Source organism: Photorhabdus khanii NC19 (assembly GCF_000517265.1).
In the GTDB taxonomy this organism is placed as follows: Bacteria; Pseudomonadota; Gammaproteobacteria; order Enterobacterales; family Enterobacteriaceae; genus Photorhabdus; species Photorhabdus khanii.
In genome coordinates, this window is record NZ_AYSJ01000009.1 from 89,732 (window position 1) to 106,081 (window position 16,350).

The window sequence follows — 16,350 nt, forward strand, 5'->3', positions numbered from 1 at the left end:
ATCCCTAATTTTATCTTTAGACACAGGACTTGCTATGCAACGCAAACTTACCCTTACACTGGCAACATCTATGATGATGTTTCCCCAAGTGGTGGAAACGATCTACAGCCCAGCGCTTACTCATATTGCTGAAGGGTTTCATGTCAGCGCGGAAATGGCCGCGCAAACGTTGTCCTGTTATTTCTTTGCTTTTGCTCTCGGCGTTGTGGTATGGGGACGAATGTGTGATGTTATTGGACGGCGTCCTACTATCCTTGCCGGACTAGCGTTATATATGTTGGCATCGATCTTAGCTGTCTTCTGCGATAGTTTTACCATATTATTGGTGGCGAGGGTGTTGGCAGCCTTTGGTGCGGCGGTGGGATCAGTGGGTACTCAGACCGCCATTCGTGATCAGTTCAGTGACTACGAATTGGCGCGGGTGTTTTCGGTGATGGGGATAGCTATAGCGGTTAGTCCGGCGATTGGTGTGCTGAGCGGTACGTTACTGACCCATTATTGGGGCTATCAGGGCGTCTTTAGCGGCCTGGCGATATTAGCGGCGGTGTTGTTGGCTTATGCTGCATGGCAACTGCCAGAAACGCGCCCACAAGAGGTCGTAAAAAGCTCCTTTTTCGGTACTTTGAGCCGTATGACTAAAGATGGTGACATTTGGCACAGTGCATTGTTGGTCGCTTTATTCAATATCTGTATGTTCAGTTATTACCAGTTAGCACCGTTCCGTTTTGAAACACTGGGTCTTCCTGCGCAATGGTTTGGCTATACAGGACTGGTGTTGGCAGCCGGTGTGGGTCTTGGCGCAGCCATTAACAAGCTTTTGATCGCCAAGCACTGGTTATTTACTGCGTTGCTGATACTAGCGTGTGTTTTGCTGCTTTCTGGCGGTATCTTGGTGTTTTTGCTGGAAGAAACGGTATGGTTTGTCTTGCCAATGATGCTGGTTGTGATGGCATATGGTATTGCCATTCCCAATATTCTAGCGCGTGCCCTGCGGCATTATAAAGATTGTATGGGAACGGCGGGGGCGATCCTTGGTTTGATGTATTACCTGATGTTAGGGGGCGGCCTAGTTCTGGCAGGGTTGGCGCAACACCTTGGCATGGTACTGACAATCAGCAGCATTTGTGCACTGATGCTGGCAGGGAGTATCGTACGTAGCGAACGGAAACTCGTCTTGCCAGAAGGTGAAAACGAACGTTAAACGTTGGTCGGTGCTAAATGACCGGCCAACAACCGATGGAGCCTTGCGACTACGGAGTCATATTCCTCTGCCAGATACATATGTCCAACGTCAAAACTATGTTGTTGAAACTCTCCGCTTGCGATCTGGCGCTAATCAGCTAAATCTTGCTCATCAATCCAGTTATCACGGTTCCCCTGAAAAACAGCCAACGGTGCCTGATAGCTGGTGCTTTGTGGAAATAGCAATTGGGCTGAAAGTAACAAATCTGCGCGGATTATCGGTAGGTAAAAATCGAGTAATACACTCTCGTTACGCAGCGTGTCGCTTATACCTCCATTAACTAACCTCAGCTTTGCTTAAGGATAGCGATTTCAGAATCACGTAAATTTAAGCTCGGTTTTTTCGGTTGGAATGGATATGCAATTAAGCCCGATACTACCTCCAACAAAAAGCCGACTATACTCCGATGTCGTGAATGTTCTATCTGAGAAATATTTTTCAATTGGTCATTCACGGTCTCTATCAAAAAACGCTTTCTTAACATAATCTTATCCCAAATCGATAAAAACTTGGCTTTCCTATTGCAACGAACACTTGTGATAAGTGTTATCCCTTCTGCCTCCAGTTCATCACTTAAAGCTTGTGATAAATACCCTTTGTCGCCATACAGATGTCCTGTTAATCCTTTTACCCATTCCTTAACCGGATGGCGAGCATCTGTATTTCCCCGCGTTAATTTGACAGACAAACGCTCCCCACACTCATTAATGACTAAATGAAGTTTAAAACCATAAAACCCCCCCATACTGGTTTTCCCCCGTTGTGCTACCCCCTCAAAAACCTTATTTCGGGGAATACGAAGATTATGGCAAACGGCGATTTTGGTGGAGTCGATAAAAGCCATGCCTTGTGATTTTTCTTTGCGTGAAGAAAGAAAAGCGCACAACGGGATAATCGCGCTTTTCTTCAAGGTTATTATTCGGTTGTCACTGACCAGATGGGGGAAATCAGCCTTAAGATACTGTTGCACATGCTCAATATAAAACGCTTTGAAATGACGATAGTGGCTCATGTGAAATAAAATGAGGAGCGTCATGATTTCACTCAGTGACAGGGAAGCGGCGCGATGGCGTTTAAGCAGGTTATTCTCGATGAGCTGTTGTTCCCAAAGCGGAATAAATTTTTGGCAAAAATCATCGACGCAGCAGTCAAGTTCTTCTAAAGTCATCATAGCCTGAGGATCTCCACGATTTTGTTTTCTATACAAAAACTTTGATCGTGCCTCGGGCTCTTAGTTCCTTTTTTCTTTCCTTTCTTAAGCAGAGTTCAGGTTAAATACAGTCCATTATCATCAGAACGCCCATCAAATCGTTATCCATGCTTTGATTTGTATATCCGTTAATTTCGCCATACATCATTCCAATAATATCTTTGCTGTGGTGATATTATATGAGACTTTATAGTATTAAAAAAGTCCGCAATTACGCGGACTTAGCGATGGTGGTGAGGTGTCGTGGGACTTTGTGAATTCGCCTGAAAACTTACTCGATGTTTTGAATCTGCTCCCGCATCTGCTCAATCAGCACCTTCAATTCAATAGCGGAATTGGTGATATCGGCATTAATAGATTTAGATGCTAGAGTATTAGACTCGCGGTTAAATTCCTGCATCATAAAATCCAGACGACGGCCGACGGCCTCTTTTTTCTTCAGAATATTGTGGGTTTCTTTAACATGGGCGTCGAGGCGATCTAATTCTTCCGCCACATCAAGGCGTTGAGCCAACAAAACTAATTCTTGCTCAAGTCGGTTATTTTCGAGCTGTATCTGAGCTTCTTCCAGTTTGGTTTGTAGACGTTCCCGTTGCCATTGCATGATTTCAGGCATTTGCTGGCGAACTTTACTGACTTCTTCGGTGACAGCGTCCAGACGCTGTTCAATCATGGTCTTAAGTGCAGTCCCTTCGGTTTCACGGCTTTGAATAAAAGCATCCAGTGTTTTCTCCAGCTCTTCCAGCAATTGGGTACTGATAGCATCCAAATCCTGCTCTTCCGCTGCCATGACACCTGGCCAGCGTAGGATGTCAACAGGATTGATTTTACCTTCATTACTCTGTTGTTTAACCCAATTCGCTGCATTTACCAGCTGTTTCGCTAAAGTTTCATTTAGAATGAGTTCGCCTTGAATGCGTGAGTCCAGTTCAAAACGCAGGTTGCACTCAACTTTTCCGCGAGTCAGACGGGAACGAATGCGTTCACGGATCACCGGTTCCAAGCTTCTGAATTGTTCTGGCAGGCGGATATAAGTCTCTAAATAACGCTGATTAACGGAGCGCAGTTCCCAAGCCGCATTGCCCCATTCACTTTTGATATCGTGCCGTGCAAAAGCAGTCATACTACGAATCATGATTCGTTCCCATTTAAATAAAAGATTAAGGGATTATAACGCTCGTTGTAGATGCAGGATAGGCATTAGCCCTGTTAGGCCGTATAATGCGCCCCCAATAATGATTTAACAACGGAGATAACACTATGCGCCCAGTAGGAAGAGCGGCAGAGCAAGTGCGCCCTATCACTATAACCCGTAATTACACTAAGCATGCGGAAGGTTCGGTTCTGGTGGAGTTTGGGGATACGAAAGTGTTATGTAATGCATCCGTTGAAGAAGGGGTTCCCCGTTTCCTGAAAGGTCAGGGACAAGGTTGGGTTACGGCTGAATATGGCATGTTACCGCGCTCTACTCATACCCGAAATGCCCGTGAGGCAGCCAGAGGAAAACAGGGGGGGCGTACTATGGAAATCCAGCGTTTAATCGCCCGTTCGCTGCGCGCCGCTGTTGATCTGAAAAAACTAGGTGAATACACCATTACTCTGGATTGTGATGTGATCCAGGCTGATGGTGGTACCCGCACAGCTTCTATAACGGGCGCTTGTGTGGCGCTGGTTGATGCGCTGGATAAAATAGTTGCAGCGGGTAAGCTAAAAGAAAGTCCACTGAAATCAATGGTTGCTGCGGTCTCTGTCGGTATTGTGGATGGTGAAGGCCGTTGCGATCTGGAATATGTGGAAGACTCAGCCGCTGAAACTGATATGAACGTCGTGATGATGGAAGATGGCCGGATGATTGAAGTGCAAGGCACTGCGGAAGGCGAGCCGTTTAGTCATGATGAATTGTTGTCCTTGTTGGCCCTTGCCAAGGGGGGATTAGAGGACATTTTTGAAGCGCAGAGAAATGCGTTGAAACAATAAGTTGATCAGGCGACGTAATTGTCGCCTTTTTTGTGTCTGTCGTGTAGCGGATAACCAAACTAAATAAGAGGAGAAACACCAATGAAAGCCTATCAGCGCGAATTTATTGAGCTTGCGCTAAGAAAACAGGTGCTGAAGTTTGGGGAATTTACCCTGAAATCAGGACGTAAAAGCCCGTATTTTTTTAATGCCGGGCTGTTTAATACCGGGCGTGATTTGGCGTTAATCGGGCGTTTTTACGCGGCAACATTGTTGGATAGCGGTATTCAGTGTGATTTGTTGTTCGGACCAGCTTATAAGGGGATCCCAATTGCAACAACAACGGCGGTTGCATTGGCAGATCACTATGATATTAATATGCCGTATTGTTTTAATCGTAAGGAAGCTAAAGATCATGGTGAAGGTGGCACTTTGGTCGGTAGTCCACTTAAAGGAAATGTTGTTCTGGTTGATGATGTTATTACCGCAGGCACAGCTATCCGTGAATCCATGGAGATTATCAAGCAGCATAATGCGACTCTTGCCGGCGTGATGATTTGTCTTGATCGTCAGGAGCGAGGGAAGGGGGAAATCTCGGCAATTCAGGAAGTTGAAAGGGATTACGGTTGCAAGTGTTTTCCATTATTACCCTGAATGTTTGATTAGTTATTTAGCTAGTCAGCCAGAGATGAAAGATCACCTGGATGCAGTGAAAGCATATCGTGAGCAGTACGGTATCTGACAGTAAGCTTTAAAAAAACCCCTCCCCCAATAACGCATAGGTATCTACACATCGTGCAACTGACCTAACACACTTGCGGCTAACCGGGTCAGTTCCTCTGCCCAGTATTCCCACAACAACTGTAACGTGTTTAGCTCCACCGATAATTGAACTGGAATAGCCGGGGCGCTTTCTCGTCGCCCCCGTTTCTGTTGACGGTGGTTCATGACTGGCCTTAATCACCTTGCCCTGATGTTCTCTTCATCATTTCCTCTCTGTAAACGACCCATGCCCACAATATCCATACTCACCTTTAAAACCCCCCGTAGCACCATTCCCCTTCTGGTTTGCCACCCGGACTCCACATCATGACCCTGCCCCTTTATCCCCTTAAAAAACGATTCGCTGTTCCACAACCAGCTTTACCATTAAACCACCTCAGATGGACCCATTTCCTCTCCCACCTTCATTGAAGCGGTCCAATGGGCNANNANATNCCACCGAATCACCTTCCCGGTCAATCACATGAATCAATGTTTTACCCAGTTCCAGGGCTTCAATCTGGTTGATACTGGCTGTCAACGCATCCAGATGCGTTTCCTGGGGAAGCCGGTTCTCATCCAGCGTCGAGTGACATCCGGTATTGTCCGTCAGTGACTGTGCCACCGGGGCGATTGGCAGACCGGAAGCGGCATCAACCAGCAGGCTGGTTTGCAGCTCATAACCGATATCCCGGGCATGGGTCATCTGAAGACGCTGGGCTTTATGCGGATGTGAGGCAAACTGTAAGCGAGACCAGTCATGAACCACCAACGCATAAGCATGGGAACTCTGAGCGATGCCCTGTCGGGCCAGTTCAATCATCGGCTGATTAACTGGCTAAATGAAATACGGTCATTGTTGAGAAAACGCCAGACGCCTGAGTGGGGCAAAGGTCGTCTTCTGGGCACTGGCGATATCTTTAATCGCCGGCGCAAGGGAAGCGGCAGGAGTCATATGTTGTTTAACCAAAGATTGATATCGACGGTTGAGCCGGGCATCGAGCCCGGTGATAGAAAAGTTGAAAGCATACTGAATATTAATACCATTTCTGACGAGAATTGTGTAGATACCTATGCCCAATAACGGGCGGGGTGAGTAGTAGAATAGCTTATGTAACTGAGCCAAAACACTGCCCAGCGCGCTTCAAATTCCTGTGTTGGGCGATAGTGGAATTCTGAGCGAACAAAGCGTGATAGCATCCCTTCACAAAACGCCAGTAATTGGGAAGCTAATAACGACTCATCATAACTGAAACCTTGCCCATCACGTAATTTTTTCTCTTTTAAAACTTGACGGATCTGTACTTCAATTCGTTCAAATAATTGATTTATGCGCCCTTGCAGCCGATTTTGTTCAAACATCAGAGCATGTCCTGTCATGATGCGGGTCAGACCAGGGTTTTTTTCTGAAAAGCCCAGAATCAGAACCAATATCAGACGGATACGAGTAATGGTGTCTTTTTCGTCTTGTAGAATCAGGTTAATCCGTGAAATTAATGTGTCTTCAATAAACTCGATCAAGCTGTCAAACATCCGGGTTTTACTGGGAAAATGCCGGTACAGCGCAGCTTCGGAAACGCCTACATTGGCGGCCAGTTTAGCGGTGGTTATCCGCTGGCTGCCATCACTGGATTGCAACATATGCGCAAGGGCTTGCAAAATCTCCTCACGCCTGTTTCTTTTCTTCGTATTTTCGTTTTCTGCCATGTCTGACAAAACCTCTGATAAGAACAGTAAAATAAACAAATCAGCAATTCTTTGCCCAAGGGTATTTTGAGCAAAGAATATGATAATTAGTTAATGATATTAGGTTTTATAGAGACTTATTGGCGACCAGAATGACCAAAACCACCGCTGCCTCTTTCGCTGGTTTCAAAATCTTCTACCAGATTGAATTCAGCCTGAATGACGGGTACAAAAACCATCTGAGCAATACGTTCGCCCGGTTCGATAGTGAAAGTTTTATCACTGCGGTTCCAGACAGAAACCATCAGCTGACCTTGATAATCAGAATCAATCAAACCAACCAGGTTACCCAGAACGACGCCATGTTTATGTCCAAGGCCTGAACGGGGCAGAATAACCGCTGCCAGTTGCTCATCGCCAATATGAATGGCAAGCCCGGTCGGAAGAAGTTCAGTTTGTCCGGGAGCCAGTTCTACCGCGTTGTCGAGGCAAGCCCGCAAATCTAAACCTGCGGAGCCGGGAGTCGCGTAAGTTGGCAGAGGAAATTCCTGCCCGATACGTGGGTCAAGGATTTTAACGTCGATTTTTTTCATCATAGCGTCTGACTATCTCGTCTAATAAATGGTGGCTGAGTAATAACTTATTACTATGAGGTAAGCGGATATCCCCCTCATGCCAGAACAAATGTAGTGCATTAGTATCACTGTTAAAGCCGTGACCAGTAAGGGATACATCATTCGCACAAATCAGATCCAAATGTTTTTGGTTCAGTTTTTTACGTGCGTATTCTTCCACATTCTGGGTTTCAGCCGCAAATCCAACAACAAAAGGGCGATTTTCTTGCATTGTGGCTACATTGGCAACAATGTCAGGGTTTTTAATCAGAGTGAAAGTAATTTCTTCGCCCTGTTTTTTAATTTTTTCTGGGGCAATTTGTTTAGCGCGGTAATCTGCAACCGCAGCACAACCAATAAAAATATTCTGTAACCCAGCTACCGCCAGTACTTGTTCATTCATTTCTAAGGCGCTGGTTACGTCGATTCGTTTGACACCCGGTGGGGTCGATAAATTAACGGGGCCTGTGATAAGGGTGACTTCTGCGCCCCGCGCCGCTGCGGCTTGGGCGATGGCAAACCCCATTTTGCCGGAGCTGTGATTGCTGATAAAACGGACGGGATCCAGTGCTTCACGGGTTGGTCCGGCGGTAATAGCAAGTTTTAGGTGAGTTAAGTCCTGGCTTGCTTGAAAATGTTGTTCAGCCAGTTCAACAATCGCCATTGGATCCAACATCCTACCAGGGCCAACGTCACCACAAGCCTGATTGCCACTGTCTGGGCCCCACAGGAGAATCCCCCGTTCTTCAAGGATCTTGAGATTATGTTGTGTTGCCTGAGCACGAAACATCTGTTGATTCATCGCGGGTAACACGGCAACGGGTGCCGGGGAAGCCAGACAGACAGTTGTCACCAGATCATTTGCCATACCAACTACCAGACGAGCCAGTAAATCAGCCGTAGCTGGGGCGAGAATAATGAGATCAGCCCATTTGCCAAGTTCTATATGTCCCATCGCAGCTTCTGCTGCCGGATCTAACAGGTCGTCGGAGACGGGGTAACCGGAAACTGCCTGCAACGTCAGTGGGGTAATAAACGCTTCTGCTGCCGGTGTCATCACTACACGTACCTGTGCACCGCGATCACGCAGGCGGCGTACCAGTTCGGGAGTTTTGTAAGCGGCAATCCCTCCGCTAATACCGAGCACAATCTGTTTGCCGGAAAGTCCTGCCATCATGGTTGTCCGAATATTAAGTTGCAAGGGTTCTGGATTTTATCACAAGAGATTACAGAGTTGAGGATAGTCTGAACTTTGATAGTGAAAAAGGGTAAGTTTGCGAGCGGCTACGCAGCTTATGAATATGACGTTCGTCCTTATTTTTAAGGCATGGAATACTGTTTGTATCAGATGAAACAGGGCAGGGAGATGAATATATGGAAGTTGGCATTGCTGAAAATACAGAAGAAATATATTCAAATTTAGCTCCCAGAGAAAAATTGCTGGCATATGGTTCAGTTTCTTTAACGGATACGGAGCTACTGGCTATTTTTCTGCGCACCGGGACCAGAGGGCTTCCGGTTTTGCAGATGGCTGAATTCTTGCTGAAGGAATTTGGGTCTTTGTACCATTTACTCTCTGCTGATTATGACACTTTCTGTTCTCATAAAGGGATGGGATTAGCCAAATATGCACAATTGCAGGCTATTGCAGAATTGGCAAAACGTTTTTTCTCCAGTCAGTTTGTTCACGAAGATATTATGAGCAGCCCAAGTGTGACTCAAGAGTATTTGCAAAACCTGTTATCAGGGCGTGACAGGGAAATATTTGTTGTGTTGTTTCTCAATAATCAGAATAAAGTTATCTGTCATGAGGAGATGTTTAAAGGCACAATCAATAAAGTTGAAGTTCATCCTCGTGAAATTGTCAGATCGGCGATAAAGGTGAATGCTTCATCTATTATTTTGGCTCATAATCACCCATCGGGTCATGCAGAGCCTAGCCTGGCGGATAAGATTGTCACAGACAAAGTAATTAATGCCTGTAATCTGGTTGGTGTACAAGTATTGGATCATCTGGTTATTGGCCGGCAATGTTGTGTTTCATTTGCTGAGCGAGGCTGGATTTAGCCAACTTTTTCAAGATCCTTGGGGATCTTTAGTTGTGCGGGACTTGAGCGTCAGCGATTGAGGGCGTATACTACGCCACCTTTGAGGATCTTTGGTTTGGCGAGAAGAGCCTATCTCAGCACATTTTCTGAGTAAATGTGAGTCTTTTCAGTAGAATTTGCTGAGATGGGCTCCTAAGCCTGACGAGGCGGCCATACCCAATACAAAGCTCGAGCTGATTTGATTTTTGGAGAATAGACATGTCCCGAGTCTGCCAAGTTACTGGCAAACGCCCGATGAGTGGTAACAACCGCTCTCACGCATTGAATGCGACTAAGCGTCGTTTTCTGCCTAACCTGCATTCCCACCGTTTCTGGGTTGAGTCCGAGAAGCGCTTTGTAACTCTGCGTGTATCTGCTAAAGGTATGCGTGTGATTGATAAGAAGGGTATCGATGCAGTTTTGGCTGAACTTCGTACCCGTGGTGAGAAGTACTAAGGAGCTGAAAAATGGCTAAAGGTATTCGCGATAAAATCAAGCTCGTTTCTTCAGCTGGTACTGGTCACTTCTATACCACTACGAAGAACAAGCGCACCATGCCTGAGAAACTGGAAATGAAAAAGTTTGATCCAGTTGTTCGTCAGCATGTAATGTACAAAGAAGCTAAGATTAAATAATTTTGGTTGATTTGATAAAAACCCAGCTTCGGCTGGGTTTTTTGTTGCCTATAGATTTTATAGTCAATATTCACTCATTCTTCTCAGCGTTTCATATATATCCGGTTATTCATAGACGTAAAATGCTGTTTCGCTATACTAACACCTTCCGGCAGGCTGGATAGGGAACCGAAATGGCTAAAGAAAAACTAAATATTTTACATACAGAATCTTCTTGTGGTTGGGGAGGTCAGGAAATCCGTATTCTGACGGAATCCCAGGGAATGATAAAACGTGGGCACAAGGTGGTTATTGTTTGCTGTCCAAGTTCTAACATCTGCCGTGAAGCAAAATCTTATGATGTGCCGGTTGTAGCCTTGCCTATTGAGAAAAAACGTCGGTCCAGCTTTCTTGCTATGCGTAATTGGTTGAAAAAAGAAGGCCGTCAGTTTGACGTTATTAATACACACAGCTCGACAGATTCATGGTTGGTTGCTTTGGCTTGTGCAACGTTGAGGCATATGCCGCCGATGGTCAGAACCCGGCATGTATCAACCCAGGTTTCTAATTCAATGACAACTCGTTGGTTATATCTGAAAGCGTGCCGGCATATTGCGACTACCGGTGAAAAACTACGTCAGCATTTACATGCCAATAATCGTTATCCATTACAACATATGACATCAGTACCCACTGGTATCAACTTAGATCGTTTCCGGCCGGAAGATAAGAAAGTTTGCCGTCAGCGGATCGGTATTAAGGATAAACCGACATTAGGTGTTGTTGCGACGATGAGAACTTGGAAAGGGCATCGTTATCTGTTAGAAAGTTGGAAGGTTTTACACCAGAAATATCCTGACTGGCAGCTTTTGTTTGTTGGTGATGGCCCACAACGTAAATCACTGGAACCTTTAGTGAAGCGAGAAGGTTTGTCGGATAGTGTCATTTTTTTAGGTAACCGCCGGGATGTTCCTGATTGCCTGAATGCGATGGATTTATTTGCATTACCTTCTTTTGGTAATGAAGGCGTGCCACAAGGGATTATGCAGGCGATGGCGTGTGGGATACCTGTCGTGTCAACCTCGGTTGGTGCAATTACCGAAGCGGTAGTTGATGGTGAAACGGGTTATATCGTGGAACCCAGAAACGCAGCGCTATTGACAGAAAGTTTAGAGTTGTTGATTCATAATAATGAACTGCGCTTGCAATTCAGTCATTCTTCATTAGAGCGGGCAATTGCTTTATTTGGAATGGATAATATGCTAGATAAAATGGAAAAGATCTTTTTTCACAGCTTTAAAGGTGAAAAGTATTAACATTCTTTAAGATTATTCTCGGTGCTATCCTTTGATTTATGGTTCTGGACGAAAAGTAATTTGTTGATATTAAATGGCTATAAAGTTGATTGTAGTTTAATTATCCTGCCCCGAGCGATAGCATACAAAAAAGCTTTGTTGTATATTTTGTTGAATTTTATAGCAGATTAATCAGATAATTGTCTTATGCAAATCAAAAATATTCTGGTCATTATCATAGCGCGTTTCGGTGATACCTTACTGGTGACACCGGTTCTTCGTGCTTTAAAACAGAAGTGGCCTGGTGCGAATATTGATGTTATGGCGCATAAAAGAACCAAACAGATCCTTGAAAATATAGGCGATATCAATAGATTGACTGCTTTTTCAAAAGGCAAGGCAAAATGGTGTGGTTGGTTTACCGGTAAACATTATGATTTGGCTTTAGTATATAGCGATGATAAACCGTTATTACAGTATGCAAAACGCAAATCACACTTAACAGTTTCATTTTCAGATGAATCTTCGTTGCAATCGGGTTGGATAGTAGTGAAAAAGCCAGAAGTATTGGTGCCAGCTCAGCAAGAGCGGGCGATGCTTGCTAATGCGATAGATGTTGAGGTGAGTGACTGGCGGTTGAATTATTGTGTTAGTGAAGGGGAACTACGTTTTGCCGATGATTTTATGCGGCAGCATCATTTGGATAATAAGCTCCTGATTGGTTTTCAATTACAAAGTTTCCCGGCAAAAGCTTATCGTGACTGGCCGGTTGAACATTTTTATCAATTAGCGCAATACATTTATCGCGGTTATCCACATTCGCATATTATGTTATTAGGCAGCACTGATGGTGAAATTGTGGCTCAATCATTGGCAGAAAGACTCGGTGCTGAAAAATGTACTTCGCTGGTAGGGAGACTGACAATGCGACAAAATGCGGCAATGATGAGCAAACTTGATTTGTACGTTGGTGTTGATACTGGGCCGACACATTTAGCTGGTGCATTAGGTATCCCGATGGTTGCGATGTATCACAGTTTTCATCCGGGCCGTTTTTTAGCGCCTCAACAGCATACACATTTGGTGGTTATTGAACATCCCGTTCATTATATGCAAGCCACACGTGAAGATCCGATGTCTGCTATATCTGTTGAGCAAGTCTGGCAGGCAACTCAGAAATTATTGGCAACCAAGTCAGCAGGGTAATAAACAGATGAAAATAGGTTTAGTTGATGTCACTGTGACTATGTCTTACGGTGGCATTCAGACGGCAGTCTGGGAACTTGCGAAAGCGCTGACTGATGCCGGTCATGAGATCCATATTTTGGGTGGAGTGGGTGATGTCCGGCCAGAGCTAAATGGAAGAGCAATACGGATCCATACTTTTCCATTCACTCCCAGAGAGAAAGTGATTAATATCGGCCGGCGTTTTCAGCGTATTATTGAACGTTACTCGCTTGCCCGTCATGCCCGAAATACGGTTATTACTGAAGATTTTGACTGGATTATTCTGACTAAGCCATTTGATTTTTTCTGGCCACGAATGATGCCAAAAGGGAGTCGTACTAAGTTTTGTTATATGAGCGGCGGTACCAGTTTCTTCAAGGGTGACAGAACGCTGAGTAAACGAATTTCAGCCTGGGTGGCATGCAGTCATTTTAATGCCTGGCAGATTCAGCACCATTTTAAACAATTCCCAAAGGTTATTTACAATGGCGTTGATATTAATAAATTCAGGCCGGCTGACTCTTCTGTCAGAACTCGTCTTGGAATCAGTGATAAAACATTTTTGCTGACCTTTGCCGGGCGTTTGGTTGGTTGGAAAGGTATGCATGTGGCGATTGATGCAATGGCTCAGCTACAGGATAAAGATGTTAAATTACTGATTATCGGAGTGGGTGAAGATCTAAAACGTCTGAAAAAACGGGTTGCAGTACTGCGACTGGAAAAACAGGTAATTTTTCACCCACCTGTAGGACATGATCAATTGCCTGAATATTATGCTGCTGGTGATGCGGGGATCTTCCCAAGTATTGGTGATGAAGCGTTTGGAATAACAATCGCGGAAGCTATGGCGTGTGGCAGACCGGTTATTGCCAGTTATATCGGAGGCATACCGGAAGTTGTCGGTAACGAGAATAAGTCAGGTATTTTGGTCACGCCTGGGGATGTTTCAGCCATTGTCGATGCAGTTAATTTTTTATTGTCTCAGCCAGACAGAGGGCAAAGAATGGGAAAAGCAGCTCGCCAGCGGATTGAAACAATGTATACCTGGGAACATTCAGCAAATCGTTTACTGAAAGCAATAAACAATGAAGATTGCCTATATTGATCCCTACCCGGTTCCTGATTATCGGGTTGCATCACTACAAATTCTGCAAAATGTTGATGCGTTTGCTCGTCAGGGGGCGGATGTTTATCTGGTTGTGCCTGAAGGTAAAAATACCGTAGAGGAGATACTTGGGCGCTCATTATCATCATCAGCTAAACTGATATCGTTACGCAATATCCGGCGTAAATGGTATTTTCCGTTGAATACCCAAAAGATGTTCTATTTTCAGGTTTCCAGCTGGTTGAGCAAGAATGAGGTAAACGCCGTTTTTACCCGTAATCTGAAAATTGCGAAGTATCTATTATGTAAACACCCAGAAATTCCGCTGTTTTTCGAAAGTCATGAGATTTTTGCTCAGTCATTTAAGGAGTCACATGATTTAGGTAAAAATAAAAATCAGCGTAAATATCAGAAGTTGAGAGAAACCGAGCACTTTGTTTATAGCCAGTCCCGGGTTGTTTTTGTTCTGACCTCGCTACTGCGTGATGACATTATTAGTGAATATCATGTCGATACATCTATTGTTATTGCGCCAGATGGTGTGGATATGCTGGCAGCAGAGTCGATGTCATCAAATAAACTTGCATCAACTAAGAGTGAATTCCCAACTCAGATTCTTTATCTGGGCAGTTTGCATCATTGGAAGGGGGTTCCGACGGCGATTAAGGCGATGAGTTATCTTGAAAATGCAGCACTGAATATTGCTGGAGGTGAACCAGAACAAATTCAACAGCTACAGCAGATTGCCCAGCAGATTGGTGTTTGTGACCGAGTCAATTTTCTTGGGTTTGTTCAGCCTAAATTGCGTTTCCAGATAATTGCAGATAATGATATTTGTCTGTTGCCATTAACTAAAACCAGCATTGGCAGCCGCTATACCTCACCACTGAAGTTATTTGAGTATATGGCGATGGGTAAACCTGTAGTTATTTCCGATTTTCCTTCTATTCGTGATGTGGTTGATGAAAACGCGGTCAGTTTTGCTGACAGTGAGAATGCGGAAAGTTTTGCCCAGCAAATCCAGTCATTAAGAGACAATCCAAAGAGAGTTAAAGCGCAAGTCGGTTATGCAAAAATGCTGGTAACAGAGCGTCTTAACTGGGATAAGCGGGCCAGGCTTATTATGCAGACAATATCAAAGGATATTTCTGCATAATAATCGGTGTGGAGATGGTCGTATACAGCCACTGATGATATGGCTGGGATATTTTGTTAGTCACTTTTCTTTTTATATAGCGCAATCATCAAACCAAATAAAATACCTATCTCATTGATATAGGTATTTTCAAAAGCTCCACGGACAATAAATAGTCCGATAAATCCAGTTAGCAGAATAACTCCTGCCTGCCTCACTATTTCGTTGTTACGGCTAATAATATGACTACCTGTGTGCAGCGCTGAGATGGTCATCAACAAAGTTGTGATCAGGCCGATGATTCCACCAGCAAACCAGAGTGCCAGAAAGATATTATGAGGGCCGATAGATGTACGAAATATCCAGTCTGGATAGTCAGCAACTCGTTCGTTGTAGACCTTATGGTAGACTTTATTGCCATAACCATAGCCTTTAATTGGATTCTCCAGAATTAACTCAAAAGCAGCTCCTTGGGTGCCATTGGTATAGCGATGGCTGCTATCTGTCTGGGTGAGTTTCCAAAATAGTAATTTAATATCTGAATAATGTGTCATAGTGGTGTGAATAACCCCAACTAAGAGGCTAAGGCTTAAACCTGCTGCTATGACTAGTTTCCATTCCCGGTTAATAGTGATGATAAAGGTCGTTATAACAACAGCAGCTACCCAGGCACCACGGGTTAAGGTACCTAACAACAGAAACAGGCTGATAGCTGAAGCAATAGCCAATATCAGCCAGCTAACTAAGGTATGCTTTTTCCACAATGCCCAGGTACAGAGTAAAATTGGGAAATAGAAAATAAAACCGTAAGAAAATTCCCGGTGGCTATAGCCGGTGAAAGGCATTTCACCCTGATTGTAGTTAATAATGTATCTACCGATATCAGTCAGACATATTGCCAGCATCCCCATGGCGAATGAGAACAGAATCATCTTGGCAATGCTTTCTTTATTCTCGTTGTACAATACAACCGGAAAAGTAAAACTGAACAGCAGCAATCCATTTAGAATAGGTTTATTCATCTCTTGAAAACTCAATGTGGGATCGACTGAAATCGCGACTGAGTAGAACATTGCTAAGATGAATAACAGAATGGATAGAAATAGCGAATTACGCATAGAGTGCATTACCTGACGAAAATCTGTTACCAGATAGGTCAGCGCGGTAATGCCAATCAGGATAATAACCAGGTTTTTATATCTTGTTATATCAGGCAGATAAACAAGGGCTATATAAATCCCAATAAGGGATAAATTCCATAATGATTTTTTATTACAACTTTTAAGATTAAAAATATTCATCAATCGGTTTTCATTTCTGTTGAACTTGGTTGGAAATGATACATGAAAAGATTATCTTAATCTGCTGAGATGCAATAGAGTTGAAACAAACAGACATAATACAGGAGTTATTATC

Annotated in this window: 17 protein-coding genes and 2 pseudogenes; 11 read left to right on the forward strand and 8 right to left on the reverse strand. The window is 44.2% G+C overall.

The features are described 5' to 3' along the window. The first annotated feature begins 34 nt into the window (after positions 1-34). Together PTE_RS09270 and PTE_RS25450 are read left to right on the forward strand one after the other, a co-directional pair. Entirely contained in the window at positions 35-1,201 is a 1,167-nt protein-coding gene (locus PTE_RS09270; RefSeq protein WP_036845423.1) for an MFS transporter, read from the forward strand. Then, positions 1,185-1,523, forward strand: a complete 339-nt coding sequence (locus PTE_RS25450; RefSeq protein WP_131601471.1) for a hypothetical protein — start codon at positions 1,185-1,187, stop codon at positions 1,521-1,523. The genes PTE_RS09270 and PTE_RS25450 overlap by 17 nt, the downstream gene beginning before the upstream one ends. Positions 1,524-1,529: 6 nt before the next feature. Here PTE_RS25450 and PTE_RS09275 read toward each other — a convergent pair whose 3' ends face one another. Both PTE_RS09275 and PTE_RS09280 read right to left on the reverse strand, forming a co-directional pair. Continuing rightward, complete coding sequence (locus tag PTE_RS09275; RefSeq protein WP_036845426.1) at positions 1,530-2,414, reverse strand: IS982 family transposase; 885 nt, start codon at positions 2,412-2,414, stop codon at positions 1,530-1,532. A 310-nt stretch (positions 2,415-2,724) separates the two neighbouring features. Further along, positions 2,725-3,588 carry a YicC/YloC family endoribonuclease gene (locus PTE_RS09280; protein WP_036845429.1) on the reverse strand — a complete coding sequence of 288 codons (864 nt, stop codon included), beginning with the start codon at positions 3,586-3,588 and terminating at the stop codon, positions 2,725-2,727. A gap of 125 nt (positions 3,589-3,713) precedes the next feature. On the opposite strand from PTE_RS09280, the gene rph reads away from it, so the two are divergent. Then, entirely contained in the window at positions 3,714-4,430 is a 717-nt protein-coding gene (gene rph, locus PTE_RS09285) for a ribonuclease PH (protein WP_036845432.1), read from the forward strand. Between the two features lie 81 nt (positions 4,431-4,511). Then, positions 4,512-5,151 (forward strand): annotated as a pseudogene (pyrE, locus tag PTE_RS09290) (orotate phosphoribosyltransferase). Positions 5,152-5,195: 44 nt separating this feature from the next. Here the strand turns inward: pyrE and PTE_RS26465 are convergent. From PTE_RS26465 to coaBC, 5 genes and pseudogenes are all read right to left on the reverse strand, one after another. Continuing rightward, a complete protein-coding gene (locus tag PTE_RS26465; RefSeq protein ID WP_245219034.1) occupies positions 5,196-5,357 on the reverse strand; it encodes a hypothetical protein in 162 nt (53 codons plus the stop codon). Between the two features lie 667 nt (positions 5,358-6,024). Further along, positions 6,025-6,297 carry a hypothetical protein gene (locus PTE_RS26470; protein ID WP_245219036.1) on the reverse strand — a complete coding sequence of 91 codons (273 nt, stop codon included), beginning with the start codon at positions 6,295-6,297 and terminating at the stop codon, positions 6,025-6,027. A gap of 8 nt (positions 6,298-6,305) precedes the next feature. Then, positions 6,306-6,878 (reverse strand): annotated as a pseudogene (gene slmA / locus PTE_RS09300) (nucleoid occlusion factor SlmA); the annotation flags it as partial. 116 nt (positions 6,879-6,994) lie between these two features. Then, positions 6,995-7,453, reverse strand: coding sequence for a dUTP diphosphatase (dut, locus tag PTE_RS09305; protein ID WP_036845438.1), 459 nt, complete (start codon positions 7,451-7,453; stop codon positions 6,995-6,997). After that, positions 7,431-8,648: a bifunctional phosphopantothenoylcysteine decarboxylase/phosphopantothenate--cysteine ligase CoaBC gene (gene coaBC / locus PTE_RS09310; protein ID WP_036845441.1), complete on the reverse strand. Its 1,218-nt coding sequence runs from the start codon at positions 8,646-8,648 to the stop codon at positions 7,431-7,433. Before coaBC ends, dut begins: the two co-directional genes overlap by 23 nt. 197 nt (positions 8,649-8,845) lie before the next feature. Between coaBC and radC the strand changes: the two genes are divergently transcribed. The 7 genes from radC (at position 8,846) to PTE_RS09345 (ending at position 14,955) form a co-directional block, all read left to right on the forward strand. After that, on the forward strand, positions 8,846-9,538 hold the full coding sequence (gene radC, locus PTE_RS09315) for a RadC family protein (RefSeq protein ID WP_036845443.1): 693 nt from the start codon (positions 8,846-8,848) through the stop codon (positions 9,536-9,538). A 239-nt stretch (positions 9,539-9,777) separates the two neighbouring features. Beyond that, on the forward strand, positions 9,778-10,014 hold the full coding sequence (rpmB, locus tag PTE_RS09320) for a 50S ribosomal protein L28 (RefSeq protein WP_004265123.1): 237 nt from the start codon (positions 9,778-9,780) through the stop codon (positions 10,012-10,014). An 11-nt stretch (positions 10,015-10,025) separates the two neighbouring features. Beyond that, positions 10,026-10,193, forward strand: coding sequence for a 50S ribosomal protein L33 (rpmG, locus tag PTE_RS09325; protein ID WP_010847629.1), 168 nt, complete (start codon positions 10,026-10,028; stop codon positions 10,191-10,193). Positions 10,194-10,366: 173 nt separating this feature from the next. Next, positions 10,367-11,488 (forward strand): glycosyltransferase family 4 protein, encoded by a 1,122-nt coding sequence (locus tag PTE_RS09330; RefSeq protein WP_036845446.1) that lies wholly within the window; start codon positions 10,367-10,369, stop codon positions 11,486-11,488. Between the two features lie 186 nt (positions 11,489-11,674). Beyond that, positions 11,675-12,673 (forward strand): glycosyltransferase family 9 protein, encoded by a 999-nt coding sequence (locus PTE_RS09335; protein WP_036845449.1) that lies wholly within the window; start codon positions 11,675-11,677, stop codon positions 12,671-12,673. Positions 12,674-12,680: 7 nt separating this feature from the next. Next, positions 12,681-13,799 carry a glycosyltransferase family 4 protein gene (locus PTE_RS09340; RefSeq protein WP_036845452.1) on the forward strand — a complete coding sequence of 373 codons (1,119 nt, stop codon included), beginning with the start codon at positions 12,681-12,683 and terminating at the stop codon, positions 13,797-13,799. Beyond that, positions 13,780-14,955, forward strand: coding sequence for a glycosyltransferase (locus tag PTE_RS09345; protein ID WP_036845455.1), 1,176 nt, complete (start codon positions 13,780-13,782; stop codon positions 14,953-14,955). Before PTE_RS09340 ends, PTE_RS09345 begins: the two co-directional genes overlap by 20 nt. 56 nt (positions 14,956-15,011) lie before the next feature. On the opposite strand, the gene rfaL is transcribed toward PTE_RS09345, so the two are convergent. Next, complete coding sequence (rfaL, locus tag PTE_RS09350) at positions 15,012-16,235, reverse strand: O-antigen ligase RfaL (RefSeq protein WP_036845457.1); 1,224 nt, start codon at positions 16,233-16,235, stop codon at positions 15,012-15,014. Between the last annotated feature and the right edge of the window lie 115 nt (positions 16,236-16,350).

Bases quoted from the DNA above. Each gene is read 5' to 3' on its own strand.
- PTE_RS09270 (WP_036845423.1), top strand. From the start codon at position 35: ATGCAACGCAAACTTACCCTTACACTGGCAACATCTATGATGATGTTT.
- PTE_RS09275 (WP_036845426.1), bottom strand. From the start codon at position 2,414: ATGATGACTTTAGAAGAACTTGACTGCTGCGTCGATGATTTTTGCCAA.
- PTE_RS09280 (WP_036845429.1), bottom strand. From the start codon at position 3,588: ATGATTCGTAGTATGACTGCTTTTGCACGGCACGATATCAAAAGTGAA.
- rph (WP_036845432.1), top strand. From the start codon at position 3,714: ATGCGCCCAGTAGGAAGAGCGGCAGAGCAAGTGCGCCCTATCACTATA.
- PTE_RS26465 (WP_245219034.1), bottom strand. From the start codon at position 5,357: ATGAACCACCGTCAACAGAAACGGGGGCGACGAGAAAGCGCCCCGGCT.
- dut (WP_036845438.1), bottom strand. From the start codon at position 7,453: ATGATGAAAAAAATCGACGTTAAAATCCTTGACCCACGTATCGGGCAG.
- coaBC (WP_036845441.1), bottom strand. From the start codon at position 8,648: ATGATGGCAGGACTTTCCGGCAAACAGATTGTGCTCGGTATTAGCGGA.
- radC (WP_036845443.1), top strand. From the start codon at position 8,846: ATGGAAGTTGGCATTGCTGAAAATACAGAAGAAATATATTCAAATTTA.
- rpmB (WP_004265123.1), top strand. From the start codon at position 9,778: ATGTCCCGAGTCTGCCAAGTTACTGGCAAACGCCCGATGAGTGGTAAC.
- rpmG (WP_010847629.1), top strand. From the start codon at position 10,026: ATGGCTAAAGGTATTCGCGATAAAATCAAGCTCGTTTCTTCAGCTGGT.
- PTE_RS09330 (WP_036845446.1), top strand. From the start codon at position 10,367: ATGGCTAAAGAAAAACTAAATATTTTACATACAGAATCTTCTTGTGGT.
- PTE_RS09335 (WP_036845449.1), top strand. From the start codon at position 11,675: ATGCAAATCAAAAATATTCTGGTCATTATCATAGCGCGTTTCGGTGAT.
- PTE_RS09340 (WP_036845452.1), top strand. From the start codon at position 12,681: ATGAAAATAGGTTTAGTTGATGTCACTGTGACTATGTCTTACGGTGGC.
- PTE_RS09345 (WP_036845455.1), top strand. From the start codon at position 13,780: ATGAAGATTGCCTATATTGATCCCTACCCGGTTCCTGATTATCGGGTT.
- rfaL (WP_036845457.1), bottom strand. From the start codon at position 16,235: ATGAATATTTTTAATCTTAAAAGTTGTAATAAAAAATCATTATGGAAT.